The sequence below is a fragment of the Virgifigura deserti genome, from assembly GCA_003576685.1.
Taxonomy (GTDB): Bacteria; Pseudomonadota; Alphaproteobacteria; order Dongiales; family Dongiaceae; genus Virgifigura; species Virgifigura deserti.
Genome location: QOZR01000002.1, coordinates 178,936 through 196,981, shown reverse-complemented (window position 1 = coordinate 196,981; position 18,046 = coordinate 178,936). Strand labels below are relative to the sequence as shown.

At 65.6% G+C, this 18,046-nt stretch carries 15 protein-coding genes; 5 read left to right on the top strand and 10 right to left on the bottom strand.

What is annotated here, in order from left to right:
* Positions 1 to 219: 219 nt before the first annotated feature.
* Entirely contained in the window at positions 220 to 1,110 is an 891-nt protein-coding gene (locus DT069_RS04330; protein ID WP_119459057.1) for a LysR substrate-binding domain-containing protein, read from the top strand.
* 75 nt (positions 1,111 to 1,185) lie between these two features.
* Here the strand turns inward: DT069_RS04330 and DT069_RS04325 are convergent, their stop codons facing one another.
* The 4 genes from DT069_RS04325 to DT069_RS04310 form a co-directional block, all read right to left on the bottom strand.
* Positions 1,186 to 3,612 (bottom strand): GcvT family protein, encoded by a 2,427-nt coding sequence (locus tag DT069_RS04325; RefSeq protein ID WP_119459056.1) that lies wholly within the window; start codon positions 3,610 to 3,612, stop codon positions 1,186 to 1,188.
* 190 nt (positions 3,613 to 3,802) lie between these two features.
* The gene (locus DT069_RS04320; RefSeq protein ID WP_119459055.1) at positions 3,803 to 4,414 is read right to left on the bottom strand and encodes an ATP-dependent Clp protease proteolytic subunit; all 612 of its coding nucleotides are present in this window, start codon (positions 4,412 to 4,414) and stop codon (positions 3,803 to 3,805) included.
* 34 nt (positions 4,415 to 4,448) lie between these two features.
* Positions 4,449 to 4,964 carry an SRPBCC family protein gene (locus tag DT069_RS04315; RefSeq protein ID WP_119459054.1) on the bottom strand — a complete coding sequence of 172 codons (516 nt, stop codon included), beginning with the start codon at positions 4,962 to 4,964 and terminating at the stop codon, positions 4,449 to 4,451.
* Complete coding sequence (locus DT069_RS04310) at positions 4,961 to 5,275, bottom strand: ArsR/SmtB family transcription factor (protein WP_119459053.1); 315 nt, start codon at positions 5,273 to 5,275, stop codon at positions 4,961 to 4,963. Before DT069_RS04310 ends, DT069_RS04315 begins: the two co-directional genes overlap by 4 nt.
* Before the next feature lie 207 nt (positions 5,276 to 5,482).
* On the opposite strand from DT069_RS04310, the gene DT069_RS04305 reads away from it, so the two are divergent.
* Complete coding sequence (locus DT069_RS04305) at positions 5,483 to 7,858, top strand: Tex family protein (RefSeq protein WP_119459052.1); 2,376 nt, start codon at positions 5,483 to 5,485, stop codon at positions 7,856 to 7,858.
* 414 nt (positions 7,859 to 8,272) lie between these two features.
* Positions 8,273 to 8,638, top strand: a complete 366-nt coding sequence (locus tag DT069_RS04300; protein ID WP_425450031.1) for a GFA family protein — start codon at positions 8,273 to 8,275, stop codon at positions 8,636 to 8,638.
* Positions 8,639 to 8,723: 85 nt separating this feature from the next.
* Here the strand turns inward: DT069_RS04300 and DT069_RS04295 are convergent, their stop codons facing one another.
* From DT069_RS04295 to DT069_RS04275, 5 genes are all read right to left on the bottom strand, one after another.
* Positions 8,724 to 10,700, bottom strand: coding sequence for an alpha-amylase family glycosyl hydrolase (locus DT069_RS04295; RefSeq protein WP_119459050.1), 1,977 nt, complete (start codon positions 10,698 to 10,700; stop codon positions 8,724 to 8,726).
* 104 nt (positions 10,701 to 10,804) lie between these two features.
* On the bottom strand, positions 10,805 to 12,466 hold the full coding sequence (locus tag DT069_RS04290; protein WP_119459049.1) for an ABC transporter substrate-binding protein: 1,662 nt from the start codon (positions 12,464 to 12,466) through the stop codon (positions 10,805 to 10,807).
* Between the two features lie 210 nt (positions 12,467 to 12,676).
* Positions 12,677 to 13,468: an SDR family NAD(P)-dependent oxidoreductase gene (locus DT069_RS04285; protein WP_119459048.1), complete on the bottom strand. Its 792-nt coding sequence runs from the start codon at positions 13,466 to 13,468 to the stop codon at positions 12,677 to 12,679.
* A gap of 12 nt (positions 13,469 to 13,480) precedes the next feature.
* Positions 13,481 to 14,287, bottom strand: coding sequence for an aminoglycoside phosphotransferase family protein (locus DT069_RS04280; protein WP_119459047.1), 807 nt, complete (start codon positions 14,285 to 14,287; stop codon positions 13,481 to 13,483).
* A 122-nt stretch (positions 14,288 to 14,409) separates the two neighbouring features.
* A complete protein-coding gene (locus tag DT069_RS04275; protein WP_119459046.1) occupies positions 14,410 to 15,174 on the bottom strand; it encodes an SDR family oxidoreductase in 765 nt (254 codons plus the stop codon).
* Positions 15,175 to 15,357: 183 nt separating this feature from the next.
* Between DT069_RS04275 and DT069_RS04270 the strand changes: the two genes are divergently transcribed.
* Positions 15,358 to 15,732, top strand: coding sequence for a cupin domain-containing protein (locus tag DT069_RS04270; protein ID WP_162912976.1), 375 nt, complete (start codon positions 15,358 to 15,360; stop codon positions 15,730 to 15,732).
* Here the strand turns inward: DT069_RS04270 and DT069_RS04265 are convergent.
* Complete coding sequence (locus tag DT069_RS04265; RefSeq protein WP_119459044.1) at positions 15,711 to 16,664, bottom strand: LysR substrate-binding domain-containing protein; 954 nt, start codon at positions 16,662 to 16,664, stop codon at positions 15,711 to 15,713. The two genes, DT069_RS04270 and DT069_RS04265, sit on opposite strands and share 22 nt — an antisense overlap.
* Positions 16,665 to 16,837: 173 nt before the next feature.
* Here DT069_RS04265 and DT069_RS04260 point away from each other — a divergent pair, with 173 nt between their 5' ends.
* On the top strand, positions 16,838 to 18,046 hold the full coding sequence (locus tag DT069_RS04260) for an aromatic ring-hydroxylating oxygenase subunit alpha (RefSeq protein WP_119459043.1): 1,209 nt from the start codon (positions 16,838 to 16,840) through the stop codon (positions 18,044 to 18,046).

Here is an 18,046-nt window from a genome sequence, read left to right as displayed (position 1 = left end):
GAGAGCGACCCTGGAAACCACCGGGAGCCGCAGCGCGAGCCAGTGCGGCAGCCAGCAAAAGAGCCGGAGCCGCGGCGGCGCGGCAGGCTGCGATGCGAGGCAGTGCGAGGGCTGGGCCATGGTGGTGTTGCCTGATTTGCTGATGGGCACACCATCCATTTGAGCCAACCAGGCCCTGCTTTCCAACGAAAGCTCGATGGGGTAGCATAAGCCCCACTTATGACAGCTTACCTGCCGCCACTCGCCGCAATCCGCTGTTTCGAGGCCGCCGCCCGCCACCAGAGCTTCACGCGTGCGGCGCACGAGCTCGGCATGACGCAGGCGGCCATGAGCTACCAGATCAAGCTTCTCGAAGAGCGGCTCGCCGGGCCGCTCTTCCTACGCGGTTCGCGCGGGGTTGTGCTGACGGAGGCGGGGCGGCGCCTCGCCCCGGCGGTCACCGAGGCCTTTTCCACCCTCCGCGCTGCCTTCGAGGATTTGGGCGAAACGGCCGAAGGGGTGCTCTCCGTCAGCGCCGTGAACACCTTCGCCTCGAACTGGCTGGTGCCACGCCTCGGCGCCTTCCAGCTTGCCCATCCGGGCATCGCCGTCCGGCTCGACGTGTCGGGGCACCTCGTTGACTTCGCCCGCCAGGAGATGGACATCGGCATTCGCTGCGGTGACGGTTGCTGGTCGGGTCTCGCGGCCCATCGGCTGATGGCGGTCGACTACACGCCCATGCTGAGTCCGGGCCTCCTCGACAGGATGGGGCCGCTCGACGCCCCGGCCGATCTCTTGAAACTGCCGCTGATAGACCCGGCGGACCCATGGTGGATGGACTGGTTCACTGCTGCGGGCCTCCCGGCGCCGGACCTTTCGCGCCGCACCGAGATGCGGGTCGGCACGCAGCATCTTGCGGGAAACGTCGCGCTCGCCGGCCATGGCGTGGCCATCCTGACACCTGCATTCTTCGCCGAGGAGGTCGCCGCAGGCCGCCTTGTGCAGCCCTTCCCCCTGGTCCACAGATCCGGGGCGAGCTATTGGCTCGTCTATCCCGAGGCGCGGCGGCGTTCGGGAAAAATCCGGGCCTTCCGCGATTGGCTCCTCCAAGAGCTCGCAAGCGAGGCGTAACGGTCACGGGGGGGAGGGGGCGCTTCTCGTCCCTTGGTCTGATCGCCCCCTGTCCGCCGAGCTAATCCGAGGCGATCAGCCACGCATCCGCTTGCCCTGGGGATCGAACAGCGGCTGCAGCGAGATTGCGGCCGGCTTCCGCTCACCGAGGATCTCGATCTCGAAGCCGCTGGCCTCGGCGGCGAGTTCGGCCGGGATGTAGGCCAGCGCGACCGACTTGCCGATATGGTGCGCGTAGCCGCCCGACGTGACCCAGCCGACGACCTTGCCGTCGTGCCAGACCGGCTCGTCGCCGATCACGTCCACGTCGGTCTCGTCGACGGCGAAGGTGACGAGGCGGTGGCGGGGGCCTTCCTCCTTCTCCCGCAAGGCGGCGTCGCGGCCGATGAAGTCGTTCTTCTCCAGTGCGACGAAGCGGTCGAGGCCGGCCTCGAAGGGGCCGTAGATCGGCCGGAATTCGCGCGCCCAGGTTCCGAAGCTCTTCTCGAGGCGCAGCGCGCCGAGGGCGCGAGAGCCGAACTGCCGGAGGCCGAGATCCTTGCCGGCCTCGAGCAGCAGCTCATAGAGGGCGAGCTGATAGTCGGCCTTAACCCAGATCTCGTAACCGAGGTCGCCGGTGAAGGTGAGGCGGCCGACCTTGACCGGAATCATGCCGAGATCCAGCTCACGGAACGACATGAAGGGAAACGCGGCGTTCGACAGGTCTTCCGGCGTCAAGCGCTGAAGGAGCTCGCGCGACTTCGGGCCGGCGACGGAGAAGCCGAGAATCTCGCTCCGCAGCGAGCGCACGGCGACGCCCTGCTCAGGGAGATGCGCCTCGAACCAGCGCATGTGATAATCCTCGGCCGGGCCCGAGCCGAACAGGTAGAACCGCTCCGGGCCAGCCTTCGCCACGGTGAAGTCGCCGATCAGCTTGCCGTCCGGGTTCAGCATCGGGGTCAGAACGACGCGGCCCTGGCGGGGCATGCGGTTGGCCAGCAGGTGCGACAGCCAGCCCTCGGCATCCGACCCGGTGACTTCGTATTTGGCGAAGCTCGAGGTCTCGATCAGGCCGACGGCGTTACGGACCGCATGGCATTCCTCGTCGACCGGACCATGCGCATTCGAGCGCTTGAAGGTCACCTCCTCTGTCGGCTCCATGCCCTCGGGCGCGAACCACAGCGGATATTCGAGGCCATAGCCGACGCCGAAGACGGCACCCTTCGCCTTCAGCCGGTCATAGACCGGCGTCGTGCGCAGCGGCCGTGCGGCGGGAAGCTCCTCGTTCGGGAAGCGGATGCGGAAGCGGCGCGAATAGTTCTCGCGGACCTTGGCGTTCGTGTAGGCGAGCGTCGCCCAATCACCGTAGCGCGCGACGTCCATACCCCAGACGTCGGCGCCCGGGTCGCCGTTCACCATCCAGTTCGACAGGACGAGGCCGACGCCGCCGCCCTGGCTGAACCCGGCCATGACGCCGCAGGCGACCCAGTAGTTCTTCAGGCCGCGGACCGGGCCGATCACGGGGTTGCCGTCGGGCGCGAAGGTGAAGGGGCCGTTGATCACCTGCTTGATCCCGGCCTGCTCAAGTACCGGATAGTGCCTGAAGCCGACCTCCAGCGACGGCGCGATGCGGTCGAGATCGGGCGGCAGCAGCTCATGGCTGAAGTTCCAGGGGGTTTGCCGCTCCGACCAGGGGACGCCGGCGCGCTCATAGGTGCCCATGAGGATGCCCTTGCCCTCCTGGCGCATATAGATCTCGCCCTCGAAGTCGATGGCGTGGAGCATCTGCTTGCCTTCGGCCTCATTGAAGGCCACGACTTCGGGAATCTCCTCAGTGATAAGGTATTGATGCTCCATGGCGAGGATCGGCAGCTCCAGCCCGACCATGCGGCCGACCTCGCGCGCCCAAAGGCCGCCGGCATTGACGACATGCTCGGCATGCAGATTGCCCTTCTCGGTGATGACATCCCAGCTGCCGTCGGGCCGCGGCTTCAAGTCCGTCACCGGCGTGAAGCGATAGATTTCGGCACCCTGCACCCGTGCCGCCTTGGCGTAGGCGTGGGTGACGCCGGAGGGGTCGACATGGCCCTCTATGGGGTCGTAGAGCGCGCCCAAGAACTGCGACTTGTCGAGGATGGGGAAGAGCTTGTGGGCCTCGTCAATCGAGATCAGCTCGGTCTTCATGCCGAGATAGCGGCTACGCGCCTGGACGAGGCGCAGCCAATCCATGCGTTCCTGCGTTCCCGCCAGCATGACGCCGCCGGTGATATGGACCCCGCAGGACTGGCCGGAGATCTCCTCGATCTCCTTGTAGAGGTCGATCGTGTATTGCTGCAGCTTCGCGACGTTCGGGTCGCCGTTGATCGTGTGCATTCCGCCGGCGGCATGCCAAGTGGAGCCCGAGGTGAGCTCGTCTCGCTCTAGCAGGACCACGTCCTTCCAGCCCGCCTTCGTCAGATGATAGAGGACGCTGGCGCCGACGACTCCGCCGCCGATCACGGCGACCTGAACATGCGATTTCATCTCTCGATTTTCCTGCGTTGAGGCCCGATTCCGACACTCGGTTTCCGGACATAGCCTGCATACCCGGCTGGCTGACTTTACTCAAGGAGCGACCAAAATTGTCGCGCCAAACCCGCCGGCGGTTTTCTCGCCGGTGTTCGGTTCGACTTCGCTACAGGAAAACTGCGCGAGCCCAAGCTCGCGGTGGTCGTCAGATCGCCTCGCCAGCTCCGCGCGCCTCGCAGATCTGGTCGACGATGCCCCAGGCCTTCGCCTCTTCGGCGGTCATGAAATGGTCGCGGTCTAGCGTGCGCTCGACCTCCTCGTAGGAGCGGCCGCAATGCTTGGCATAGAGCTCGTTCAGCCGGCGCTTCGTCTTCACGACGTCCTCGGCATGGCGCTCGATGTCCGAGGCCTGTCCCTGGAAACCGCCTAATGGCTGGTGCAGCATGATGCTTGCGTTCGGCAGCGCGATGCGCCGGCCCGCTGCGCCGGCCATCAGCAGGAACGAGCCCATGGAGCGGGCCGTGCCCATGCATACTGTCGACACCGGGCTTCTGATGTACTGCATGGTGTCGTAGATCGCGAGGCCGCTGGTCACCACCCCGCCCGGCGAGTTGATGTAGAGAGCGATCTCCTTCCGGGGGTTATCCGACTCCAGCGAGAGAAGCTGGGCGCAGACCAAAGCCGAGACGCCGTCGTCGATCGGCCCGTTCAAGAAGATGATCCGCTCGCGCAACAGGCGCGAAAAGATGTCGAAGGCCCGCTCGCCTCGGCTCGACTGCTCAATCACCATCGGGACGAGGTTCGTCGGACCGCTCATTGCCATTCCTCCACCACCATCAGGACCAATTTCATCAGGCCGCCCGTCGCAAAGAGTTTGCGACAAGGATCGTTCGTCGCGGCTTTCTTCGCAGGTCGTGCGGCCGCATGCTTGAAACCGTGCGTGCGAGTTGCACCACCGGCCGACGCAGGCTAAGCGGGAAGCCGCTATGAATCACGCGCAGACGCGTGCCGCCCGTTGCGGTCTTGGTGAGAACGAAGGTCACGACGGTGTCGAGGGTGCGACCGCCGGCATCGCGTTCGGCCTCGCCGCCGCGCCAGCTATAGCGGAGCAGGCGATTGGGCTCGACCGCCAGCACTTCGCATTTGATGGCGCCGTCACCCGATTCGGACTTTGCCTGGAAGGTGAAGCGGCGACCGACCTCCGGGCGGATGTCGTTGGGCATGAGCCAGGCGGCGAGCAGATCCGGGACCGTCAGTGCCGGCCAGACCTTCTCGGGCGGCTCGGCCAGATCGCATTCAGTAATGATGGAGTCCGTGGCGTTCTCGGAGCCGTTGGCGGATTCGTCCGGCCTGTCGTCGTAATTCATTGATCCATTTCCTTGAGCAGGTTCTTCAGCTTCTCGATACGTTCCGGCCAGAATGCGCGGTAGCGGTCGACCCAATCGACCAGAGGGACGAGGCCGGCGGGATCGACCCGATAGTAGGCGCGCCGGCCCTCGCGGCGTTCGAGGACCAGACCCGCTCCCCGTAGCACGGCCAGATGCTGTGAGATCGCCGGCTGCGAAACCGGAAAGCCGGCTTTCAGCTCCGAAACGCTCATCTCGCGCCCGGCAAGCCGCTCGAAGACGGCGCGTCGCGTTGGATCAGCCAGAGCACGGAAGACGTTGGTTTCGATCATGACGAATATATAAGTGCATACTTATGGGAGACGCAAGCGCCCATCGTCCGTTCAAGTGCCTGGACCGATGTCGGCATATCTGCGGAGCGGGCGTTCGGCAGATCCCCGTCATGACGCCTTCACAAACGCCGACGCTCTTGCCTATTCTCGCTTCCCTTGCGACGAGCCCAGTCTGCCCTCTTGGTCCCAATCACCTGACGAGTCCCTATGACCCCCATCAGCCAACGCATTGCCGACGAGCTCGGCGCCCGCACCCCTCAGGTCGACGCTGCCGTGGCGCTGCTCGACGGCGGCGCCACCGTCCCGTTCATCGCGCGCTACCGCAAGGAGGCGACCGGCGGCCTCGACGATGCGCAGCTTCGCACGCTGGAGGAGCGCCTGCGGTATCTGCGCGAGCTTGAGGAGCGGCGGGCCGCGATCCTTGCCAGCATCCAGGAGCAGGGGAAGCTCGACGCGGCGCTCGAAGCGGCGATAAAGGAGGCCGATACCAAGGCACGGCTCGAGGACCTCTATTTACCTTTCAAGCCGAAGCGCCGCACCAAGGCGCAGATCGCCAAGGAAGCCGGCCTCGAGCCGCTGGCGGACGCGCTGCTCGCCGACCCCACGCGCAACCCGGAGGAGACGGCGGCCGCCTATCTCGACACCGAGCGCGGCGTGCCCGACACCACCGCCGCGCTCGACGGCGCGCGGCAGATCCTGACGGAGCGCTTCGCCGAGGATGCCGATCTGGTCGGCGCCCTGCGCGAGCATGTGTGGGAGAACGCTAAGCTCGTCTCCAAGGTCGCCGAGGGCAAGGCGGAGGCCGGCGCTAAGTTCGCCGATTACTTCGACTATGCCGAGCCGATCAAGGCGATTCCGTCGCATCGCGCGCTGGCGCTGTTTCGCGGTTCGCGCGAGGAGGTGCTGTGGCTGTCGTTCGATCTCGGCGACGGCGAGGACCGGACGCGCCTCAACGCTTGCGAGCTACGCATCGCGCAGCGCTTCGACATCGCGGACCAGGGCCGCGCGGCGGACAAATGGCTCGTCGAGACGGTGCGCTGGGCCTGGCGCGTGCGCATCGCACTGCATATCGAGACCGATCTGCGGCTGAGGCTTTGGCAAATCGCCGAGGAGGAGGGGATCAACGTCTTCGCCGCCAATCTGCGCGACCTTCTGCTCGCTGCGCCGGCCGGTGCCCGGTCGACCATGGGGCTCGATCCCGGATTTCGGACCGGCGTCAAGGTCGCGGTCGTCGACGGCACGGGCAAGATAGTGGCGACCGAGACGATCTATCCGCACGAGCCGCGGAAGCGCTGGGACGAGTCGATCGCGACGCTGGCAGAGCTCGCGCGGCGGCATGCGGTCGCGCTGATCGCCATCGGTAACGGTACGGCCTCGCGCGAGACCGACAAGCTGGCGGCCGAGCTGATTCGCCGGCACCCGGAGCTGACGCTGACCAAGGCGATGGTGTCGGAGGCGGGGGCCTCGGTCTATTCCGCCTCGGCCTATGCCTCGCAGGAGCTGCCGGAGCTCGACGTGTCCCTGCGCGGCGCCGTATCGATTGCGCGCCGGCTGCAGGATCCGCTTGCCGAGCTCGTCAAGATCGATCCCAAATCGATTGGCGTCGGCCAGTACCAGCATGATGTGAGCGAGGTGAAGCTGTCGCGCTCGCTGGATGCAGTGGTCGAGGACTGCGTGAACGCCGTGGGCGTCGACGCCAACACGGCGTCGGCGCGGCTACTCGCGCGGGTGTCCGGCCTCGGCGAGGCGCTCGCCCAGGCCGTTGTCGCCCATCGCGACCGGCACGGACCGTTCCGCACGCGCGAGGCATTGCGCGAGGTGCCGCGGCTCGGGCCCAAGGCGTTCGAACTCGCGGCCGGCTTCCTGCGCATCGCGGACGGCGACGACCCACTCGACGCCTCCGCGGTGCATCCGGAGGCCTATCCGGTTGTGCGCCGCATCGCGGCCGCGACGCAGGGCGATATCCGCGCGCTGATCGGCAATGCGCCGGTGCTGCGCAAGCTCACGCCCGATGACTTCACCGACGCGACCTTCGGCCTGCCGACCGTGGTCGATATCCTGCGCGAACTCGAGAAGCCTGGCCGCGATCCGCGGCCGCAGTTCAAGACGGCGAGCTTCCGCGAGGGCGTCGAGACGCTCGAGCAGCTCAAACCCGGCATGCGGCTCGAGGGGGTGGTCACCAATGTGGCAAACTTCGGCGCCTTCGTGGATATCGGCGTCCATCAGGACGGGCTCGTGCATGTCTCGGCGCTGGCGGATCGCTTCATCAAGGATCCGCGCACGGTCGTCAAGCCCGGCGATGTCGTCAAGGTGCGCGTGCTGGAGGTCGACCTAAAGCGCCGGCGCATCTCTCTTAGCATGCGGAGCGATGATTCCGCGACCCGGCTCGCGACTCAGCCGGGCGTCGGCAAGGCGGAGCGCCGGTCCGGAATCAAGGCGTCCGGAACCAAGGCGTCTGGAGCGAAGGCGCTCGAAACCAAGGCTGCGAAGCGCGGTCCGGCGAGCCGTCCACCCGCCACAGGCGGCGCGCTCGCCGAGGCCTTCGCTCGCGCCCGCCAGGCGCGGTCGGAAGACGGTCGCTGATCACCGCCTAACCCAGCGCCGCCGTGCCGAAACTGATCCAGAGGAGGACTGCCCCGATCAGCAGCCCGAGGCCGACTCCTTCGGCGAGTTGTTTGAAGATCCTGTCCATTGTTTCCCCTCCCGGTCGCTTGTTGTCCCGGGAGTATGTTCATGATTTGTTCTATTGATCAAGTGGAGTTTTCGAATAGGGGCCGCAGCCATGTTTTGGCCCGTAGGGCCGTCGACGGCGCAACACCGGCTCGGAGCCGTGGCCCGCGAAGTCCTGACCTGCCTTGGAGAAAAGTCGAAGTGCACTGTCGGATCGCTCTTCGCCCAATCGTCTTTTAGTCAGATTCGCCGAATCGCTAAATTGACGCAGGCATAAGAAGGCTGGCCCGGCGCGGCCGCAGACCCTGTTTGCCGCCGGTTCTCAATATGGAAAGGAGAGAACACATGCTCTACAAAGGTAGTTGTCACTGCGGCAGAGTTGCATTCGAGGTTGAAGGTGAGCTTACCGCGGCGGTGGCATGCAACTGCTCTATCTGCTCCCGCAGAGGCTCGCTTCTATGGGCTGTACCCCGCGACAATCTACGCTTGCTCACGTCGGAAGAAGGCGTTGATACGTACACTTTCAACAGGCACGTTATCAGTCATCGGTTCTGCCGGACATGTGGCGTTCACCCGTATGCCGAGGACGTAGACGCAGACGGCAACCGATCGGCCTATATCAACATTCGCTGCCTCGAAGGCCTTGAACTTACGTCCGTTCCAACAATCGACTTCGACGGTCGTTCCTTGTAAATGTTGTTCACCCGGCTAGGCGTCACCGCCGATACGGCTTTTGAACTACGCCTATTCATGGTTGCCCGACCCTGGTCCCAGGGCCTTAACCCGGAGGCATGCTCTGCAGGACGCGGGCGCCGAAGGCGGGTAGGGGCAGGATCGGCGCGTCGGGGCTCACCGTGAGCGTTTCGCCGCTCAGCAGGTCGATGACTTGGCCGCTGCCGAGCGTGGCCGTGATCTCGTCGGTGCGTGACAGCGAGGCGCGTACGGGCGTTTCGCCATAGTTGAGCAGGACGAGCAGGCTCTCGTCCGGAGACGGCCCCGGTCGCAGATAGGCGAGTACCGTCTCGCCATGCGACGTCTCGACGAGCTGCAGGTCGCGCGTGCGCAGGGCCGGCTCGGCCTGGCGCAGGCTGATGAGCCGCGTATAGTAAGGGCGCAGACCGTGCGGATCCTCCCAGGTGATGGGCGGACCCTCGGCATAGGGCTCGAACGCCGCGCCGACTTCGTCGCCGGTGTAGATACCGGGAATGCCCGGCAGGGTCAGGAGCATGGCGGCGGCGACCCGGGTGCGCCCGATGCCATAGCGGGTGATGAAGCGCGCGCCGGTGTCGTTGTTGTTCATGAAGCGGAAGATCAACGTATCCGGCGGGCGACCGGCGCCGTCGTTGGTCAGCGCGGCGCGGAGATGGGCAGCGGTGTGGGCGCGATCCTCGAAGGCGCGGAACCAAGCCCATTTGCCGAGGTCGTTGGTCCAGTCATAGGCGGCGTCAAAGCCGTTCGCGACATAGTAGGGGTCGCGGGCCGAGGCCTCGGCGAGAAGCAGCAGGTCCGGATCGATGCGCTTCAGCTCCGCGCGCCAGCGCGGCCAGAACTCGGGCGCGCGCTCGTGGACGCCCCAGCTCACATCGACGCGGAAGCCGTCGATGCCGAGATCGCGGACCCAATGGGCGAACGCCTCGATGACATAGCGCTGCACCTCCGAGTTGTCGTAGTTCAGGTTCTTCAGGTTCTCCCAGTTGAAGTAAGTGGTGACCTCGCCGGTCTCGTCGCGGTCGAAGAAGTCGAAATAAGGCGACGCCTCGCCGCGGCTTGCGACGTCGACATAATATGCGTGCTCGTCGGAGAAATGGTTCGGGATGAAGTCCATGACGACCCGCAGGCCGCGCGCATGGGCCGCATTGACCAGCGCGCGAAGATCCGCCTCGGTGCCGAAGCGCTCGCGCACCTCGAACGGATCGGTCACGGCATAGCCGAAATCGTCCTCGGGCGCATCGGTAATCGGGGAAAGCCAGAGCACGGTCGCGCCGAGCGCCGCGATCTCGTCGAGGCGCGCGGTGACGTCGTCGAAGCCACGCGGGCCGAAGAAGAACGGCACCACGCCATAGATCACCGCCTCGTCGACCCAGGCGGGGTGCTCGCGCGCGAGGTTGACGGCCCGCGCTTCGCCATCGCGGACGCGGAACACCGCGGTGCTCTCGTCGGCGCGGCCGAGGGCATCGACCGCACGCAGCGTGACGTAGTAGGCGCCGTCGACGGTCTGGGGCTCGAGGGCCAGCTGCTTGCCCGTCGTCGGCGCCGCGTCGAGCGGCGTTTCGCTGCCGGCCGCATAGAGCGGCGCCGGATTGTCGGGGCGGGCGCGCCATTCATAGCGGACGATCGGCACGGCGCGCGCCGGGGCGGGCTCGCTGCGGCCGGCGTCGAGGATCAGGCCCCTCTTGGTGCCGGCGCTGGTGACGACGGTGCGGATCCAGGCTTTTGGCCGATCGCGCAGCTGCACCGTCCAGTGCTGGGCGGCAGAGGCGTCGTTGCTTTGGCAGACGGCGCGCACCTCGTTCGCGCCTTCCTGCAATTCGACAACGGCGGAGAAATGCGTGCCGTCGCGCCATGCGGGGACCGTGCCTCCCGGTGCCGTCACGACGATGTCGTTGCAGGCGCCGGTCAGGGTGCCTTCGATGCGTTTCTCGAACGTCCAGGCATCGCCGCCGGTACTTTCGAGCGACAGTGTTGTGTCGGGAGTGGCGCAGGCGCCGACAAACAGCGCGGCGAGTGGACCAAGCGAACGCAACAGTCGGGTCATGCGAGGCTCATGACCTGCATGACTTGATTTGTCAACGTCGATGGGTTCGAGCCCCACCCCAACCCTCCCCCAGCCGAGCTGGAGGAGGGTTGGGGTGGGGGCTGTTAAGTCTCGATCGCCAGATCCTGGCCGAAGATGTAGTTCGACGGGTGCATCTGGAAGCCTTTCACGCGCTTGTCGTAGAAGGTGAAGATGGAGCGCCAGATCGGCTGCACGATCGGCCCGTCCTCCTGCATGATCTCCTCAAGCCTGGCGATCACCTCGCGGCGCTTGTCGACGTCGAGAATGCCTTCCGCTTCGGTCAGCAGGCGGTCGAACTCCGCGTTCGAATAGCCGGACTCGTTCCACGGTACGCCCGACCGGTAGCCGAGGCCGAGGGTCATGACGCCGAGCGGCCGATGATACCAGATCGTGTAGCCGAACGGGACCTTGGTCCAGACGTCCCAATATTGCGCGCCGGGCATCGTGTTGATCTTGACCCGGATCCCGGCATCCTCCCACTGCTCGACCATCGCCTGGACGGAGATCGGCTGCCATTGCGGGTCGTTCGGGCAGGCGAGCTCAAGATCGACGCCGTCGGGATAGCCCGCCTCGGCGAGCAGGCGCTTCGCCGCCTCGACGTCGCGGCTCATGAATGGCAGCTTGGCATATTCCGGGTGGATCGGGCAGACATGATGGTGCTCGCCCGGCAGGCCGAGCGAGCGCAGCGAGACTTCGAGGACCTTCTCGGGGTCGATCGCCAGTCGCAGCGCCTTGCGCACCCGCGGATCGTCGAATGGCTTCTCGCTCACCTTGCCGCGGACCACTGCGGTCTCGGCCGTCCCCGCCTGATACATCTCGACGAAGTCCAGGGACTTAAGCCCATCCAGCGTGTTCGTGTCGGCGGCGTAAAGACCGTGGATCTGCTTCGATGCCAAAGCGGCGAAAGACGCGGCGGGATCGTCGCCCAGATCGATGAACTCCAGCCCGTCGAGATGAGGGCCGCCGCCCCAATAGCCGGGCCGCGCCTTCAGGACGGACTTCTGGCCGACGCTGTGTTCGACAAGCTCGAAGGGACCCGTGCCATTCGATCCCGGCCCGAACTCGCCGTTCTCTTCGGGGTCGATCATCGGGAACGGATAGTGGAAGAGATGCTCCGGCACGGCGAGCTGGGCAACCTTCGCGTTCAGACGGACCGTGTGATCGTCGATTTTCTCGATGGCGTTGGCGTCCCAAAGCTCGGTCGTCGCGACGCCGTCCTTCTCCACCTCGTTTAGCATGTAGCCCTTCATCAGCCCCAGCATCGAGGAGCCGGTGGCGGCGTCGAGCACGTGGTTGAGGTTCCAGATCACGTCGTCGGCCGTGAAATCGCGGCCGTTATGCCATTTGATGCCCTTGCGCAGATGCAGCGTCCAGGTCCGCAGGTCGTCGCTCGCATCCCACCGCTCGAGCAGATGGGGGCGCGTGATGTTGTCATAGCCGGTCCTGGTCAGGTACTCGCAGACCTGGCGGCAGACATTGCTCTTCTCGGCCCAGTCGAAGGTGTGCGGCGTCGCCACCTCTTTGACCCGCATCGCGATTCGAAGAGTGCCGCCCTTCGGCAGGGCGGCCTGCGCCCGGGCCGAGGGGACCGCAGCCTCGCCGAGCAGCTTGCCGACGAAGCCGTAGGCGGCTGTCGCCGAGAGGCCGAGGAGCGTCGATGTCCGAAGAAACTCCCGGCGGTCGATCTTCCCCTCGACCAGCTTTTCCTTGAGTACTGGAATGTAGCGATGGCTGTCCCTCGGCATTTTGCGGCTCCCCGTGATTGTTTTGGCCGAACTTGGCTGCTGACCGGCTGCATTGTCCGGTCAGATTTTTATTTGTTCGAAGGATAAGCACAGCAGCGCCGCTTCGCGCTGTAAACAGTAGAAAAACTGTTCCTATGGATGAGGCCTGGTTATGGAAGTGGTTATGCTTGGAACAGTGCGCCGCTACGGGAAGGAGGATGCCTCACCCATTCATAGAGCGTGACCGCCGGCGACCTGAATTACCTGGCCGGTAATCCACCCAGCCGCGTCGCTCATCAGGAATGCGACCGCCTGCGCGACATCGTCCGGCGCCCCGAGCCTGCGGAGCGGGATCGAGGGCATGACCTTCTCCGCCAGAAGGTCGTCGATGTAACCGGTTTGGACCGGGCCCGGTGCGACGGCATTCACGGTGATGCCGAGAGGGCCCAACTCGATCGCCGCCGCCCGCGTCATCGCTTCCAGCGCAGCCTTGCTCGTGCCGTAGAAAATCTGTCCGGGAAAGGCGCGTGCCGCGTCGGTGCTGATATTCACGATGCGGCCGGCAGGTTGGGCGCGATTCGAGTATCGCCGGGCGAATTCGGACATGAGCATGGTCGGGGCGCCAAGATTGACATCGTAGTGACGGCGATAACCTCCCCAGTCTGCCTCCAGCAGATTGTCGGGAAGCTCGCAATGAGCCGCGTTGTTGACGAGCCCATAGAGCGGGCCGAGTTCGGCCTCGGCCAGAGCGAGGAGGCGAGCAGGGGCTTCGGAGACAGAGAGATCGCCATCGATGGCGACTGCGCGCCTTCCAAGACCCCGAATCTCGGCTATTACCGCTTCGGCGGCTTCAACGCCAAGGGCGGAATGCTCCGCCCCTACGGGTTTCGCCGTGCCTGCCAGATAGTGGACCGCAATGTCAGCCCCATGCTCGGCGGCAGCGATTGCAATCCGTCGACCGATTCCGGAGTTGGCTCCCGTGACGAGAACGGACTTGCCGGCAAGGGCGAAATTCGGAGGCATTGGTTCATACGCTCACTTGTATCCGGCGCCCGCAAGTTCCGCGGCCGCGATCTCGGCGACCGCCAGATCCAGCTCGGGCTTCACGCCGTCGCCAAGGTACCAGACTGCCGAGAGGCCGGCCCAGGCCAGGATCCATTTCAGCAGCCGCACACGCTCCAGTCCCGCCGCTTCGGCAACCACGGCCGCCTGCCGCGCTAAGCGGCCGGTCGCGGTCGCGACCTCTAGATCGGGATTGCAGAAGATGTTCGCGAAGTCGAAGCCGCGCTCGCCCACTAGGCGCTTCGGGTCGATGGCGAGCCAGCCGCGAGGCCCGGCGTCCAGGACGTTTTCATGGTGGAGGTCGCCATGCAAGACGGTGACGTCCTGCGGCTCGGCCAGAAGTTCGCGCGCCGTCGCGGCGGCTTTGCTCAGAAGACCCCCATGCTGTGCGGCGGCGGGCCAGAGTTCCGCAAACCAGCGCGACAAGGGGATAAGCTCCGGCGGCGGGCGGCCCCTCGGTGCATGCAGCTTGGCCGCCACCGCGCAGATGATGCGGCTCGCCTCGTCATCGCGACCGTTCCGGGCCATCTCGGCAAGCGAGGACTCGCCCATCGCGCGCTCCATCAGCAGGGCATCGCCCTCGTGGGCCAGGACACGCGCCGCGCCTTCTCCGCGCCACCAGGCCATCAAGAGCCCGCCCCATCGCTCCTCCGCCTCCATGGCGATCTTCAGCATGGCGGGCAGGCCATCGCGGCGCACGGGCAAAAGCTTGCTGCTGTGGGTGACGATCGGCTCGCCGTCCGGCGTGAGGCGCCAACGGGCGAGATAGTCGTCGAACATTGCTTCTCCATTGTGCGGCAAGGCAGTTATCGGGCCGATGACGATTGCCATGCTCGCGGTTGTTGCGCAAGTCGCCGGGTCTTGCGGGATTCCTGCATTGCTTCGAAGTCGTTGGGACGAGCTCAGGTCCTGTTGATCGAAACCCCGCCGTCGACGAGGAGCGCGCTGCCGGTCGTGAAGGTCGAGGCGTGCGACGCGAGGTATAGCGCCGACCTCGCGAGCTCGTCCGGGGTTGCGATACGCTTGAGGGCGTGCAGGCCCGCAACGAAGCTTCGCGCCTCCGCCGTGTCGTTCATGGCGCGGTATGCCGGCGTGTCGACGGCGCCGGGCAGGATCGCATTCGCGCGGATGCCTTTCGGACCGAGCTCGGCGGCGAGCGACTGCGTGAGGCCGATCAACCCCGCCTTGCTCGCCGCATAGGCGGCCAGACCCGGCATGCCGACCGTGTAACCGACGAATGTCGAAGTGAAGATCAGGGAACCGCCGCCTCGGTCGAGCAACGCGGGGATCTGATGTTTCGCTCCAAGGAAGGCGCTCGTCAGGTTCGTCTCGATCGTGTCCCTCCAGCCGGAGAGCGAGACATCAGGCGTCGCTCCCATCTCGCCGAGCACGCCGGCGTTGTTGAAGGCCACATCGAGGCCGCCGAAACGACCTATGGCCGTTTCGACCAGGGCTTCGGAGAATGCTTCGTCCCTGACGTCGCCGGCAAGTGCGACGGCCTCGCCGCCAGCCGCCGTGATCTCCGCGACGAGCGCGTCGAGCTCGGCTTGACGTCGCGCGGCGACGACGACTTTGGCGCCCTCCCGGGCGAACAGCTTCGATGTTGCGTATCCGATGCCGGAGCTTGCCCCGGTGACGATGGCGACCTTGGCGGCCAGTGCAGTCATCTCCCACTCCACTTCTTTAGGAAAGTCTTGTCGGAGGAAGATGACGATCCGGGTTCCGGGGCTCACTCCGGTTGTTGCTCTCCAATCTCGTTCGTTGCCGCCTTTTGCGATAAGGTACGCAACATTGGACCCCGAAAGACGCGAAGGTCTTGGTCACGGTTGAGGAATGACAGGATGAGCGAGATGTTTCAGAAGCCCGCGGGCTCGTCGGACAGGGTCGGGCCGATTGCGCCGCCGGTCGCCGGGTCGGTGTATCTCGATGCGGACGAGGCGGCTTGGCAGTCTTCCGGCGTGGAGGGATTCTGGATAAGGCCGCTGTTCGAGAATCCGCTGTCGGGCGAGAAGACTTGGCTGATGAAGGTTGACCCTGGCGCTTTTGCGCCGTCGCACGCGCATGAGGAGCTGGAGCAGGTCTATGTGCTTCAGGGGTCGTTCTACGATCAGGACCGGGTGATCGGCGCCGGCGATTTCGTCTGCCGTGCTCCCGGAGAGCCGCATACCAGCGGCAGCGAGGAGGGCGCCGTGGTCCTGCTGGTCTATTCGCCGGCAGATCGCTGAGCTTCGGCATCCGGCTTCGCATGGCTGTTCGCGAGCAGCCAGTCATGGAAGGCGCGGGCGTCCCGCGACGGCTCCACACCCTCAGGGACCACTAGATAGAATCCGAGATCGGACCGCACCGCGGCCTCGATCGGGCGCACCAGAGCGCCCCGTTCCAGCAGGTCGTCGAGGAAGTAGCGCCATCCTAGGCCCACGCCCTGACCGTCGATCGCGGCCTGAATCAGGATGGGGTAGTTGTTGAAATAGGCGCGTCGGTGGTTTCCCTTGGGGTCCCGGCCGAGTGGGAGACCCATCTCCTTGAACCAGGCCTCCCAGTTCAGCCATAAGGGGTCGACATCGTCCAACCCCAGGAGCGTGAGGTTCAGCAGGTCCTCCGGCGACCGTAGGCCCGGATGCTTCGCGAGGAAACCCGGGCTGCAGACGGGGAAGATCTCCGCTTCGAACAGATAGGTCGCGGCTAGGCCCGGCCAGTCTCCCGACCCGTATCGGACGGCGATGTCGATGCCGTCGGAGAGGAGGTCGAGAGGCTTGTCCGATGCGATCAGCCGAAGCTCAATATCGGGGAACGCGGCGCGAAACCGCGTCAGGCGGGGCATCAACCAGAATGCCGCGAACCCGATCGTCGCGCCGATCGTCAGGTGGGACTCTCCCGCCGAGCGCCGCAGGCCCGCCATCGTGCCGGCGATATGCTCCAAGCCCATCGACACCGCCTGGTGGAGCTTGCGCCCCTCCGTCGTCAACTGGACGGCGCGATGGCGGCGGTGGAAGACGGGAAAGCGGAGATGTTCCTCCAAGGCCCGGATCTGCCGGCTGATCGCCGCCTGCGTGACGTTCAGCTCGGCCGCGGCGAGCGTGAAATTGGCCAGACGGCCGGCCGCCTCGAACGCTAGAAGGCAACTCACGGGCGGTAGTTTCGAGCGCAGTCTTTCCATAAGGGCGCCTCATCGATATCGACCGGCAGATCCTACCTAGTGTGACGTCAACACTATGCTGCCATAACCCAGTCTCATCATCGCATGAAAAATAGGTCGGTTCACAGCGGTGTTCTCCCGTGCGTAGATGGCGAGGTGTCGGGCGGTGTGCCCCCTATCGCAGGAATGCAGAGATGTCGACAGCATTGCCCTTGACCGAAAGTCAGCTCGCCAGCGTCCGGCGGCCGATCGCCGAGGCCTCGGGCCTGCCGAACGACGCCTATGTGAGCGACGCCTATCTGCGCTTCGAGCGAGACTATGTCCTGGGCCGGACTTGGACCTGCGTCGGCCTCGGCAAGGACGTGCCGAATCTGGGCGACGCCGTTCCCGTCAACCTCCTGGGCCTTCCGCTGCTGCTGCTGCGCGACCATGAAGGGCGCATCAAGGTCTTTCACAATGTCTGCAGCCATCGCGGCATGGAGCTCGTTTCCCACTCCTGCCGCGTGGAGACCGTGCTGCGCTGCCCCTACCACTCCTGGGCCTATGATCTCGACGGGCGGCTGCGCGCGACGCCGCATATCGGTGGGCCGGGGCGCAATAGCTGCGAGGGATTCGATCGCGCGCGGTACGGGCTGAAGCCGGTCCGGACGGCCGTTTGGCTCGACATGGTGTTCGTGACTCTGTCGGACGACGCGCCGCCCTTCGAGGCCTATGCGGCGCCGTTGGCCGCACGCTGGAAGGATTTCGACACGGGCCTGATCCGGCATGGCGGCCCGGACTCCTCGCTTCGCTTCGAGGTGAACTGTAACTGGAAGCTGGCGGTCGAGAACTATTGCGAGGCCTATCACCTGCCCTGGGTGCATCCCGGGTTGAACAGCTATTCGCGGCTCGAGGACCACTACAATATCGAGGCCGAGGGGCAGTATGCGGGGCAGGGAAGCCTCGTCTACACGCCCGTCCTCGTCGAAGGCGGCCCGCCTTTCCCGCGCTTTCCGGACCTGCCGGAGAAATGGACCACCGGCGCCGAATATGTCGCGCTCTTCCCGAACGTTCTGCTGGGAATCCATGCGGACCACTTATTCGCCATGCGCCTCGAGCCGGTCGCGGCCGACCGGACCGTGGAGCATCTCGACCTCTATTATGTCGGCGACGAGCCGCTCGGCGAGGATTATGCGGCGATGCGCGCCGCGAATGCCGGCGCCTGGCGCGCCGTGTTCGAGGAGGATATCGGCGTTGTCGAGGGGATGCAGCGGGGCCGCGCCTCGCCCGCCTTCGGCGGCGGCACCTTCTCCCCTGTCATGGACGGCCCGACCCATTGCTTCCACCGCTGGGTCGCCGCGAAGTTGAGCGAGGGGGTGGGGGAGACAGGGCGGCGCTCGTCCGCCGGACTCATGGCCGATTAA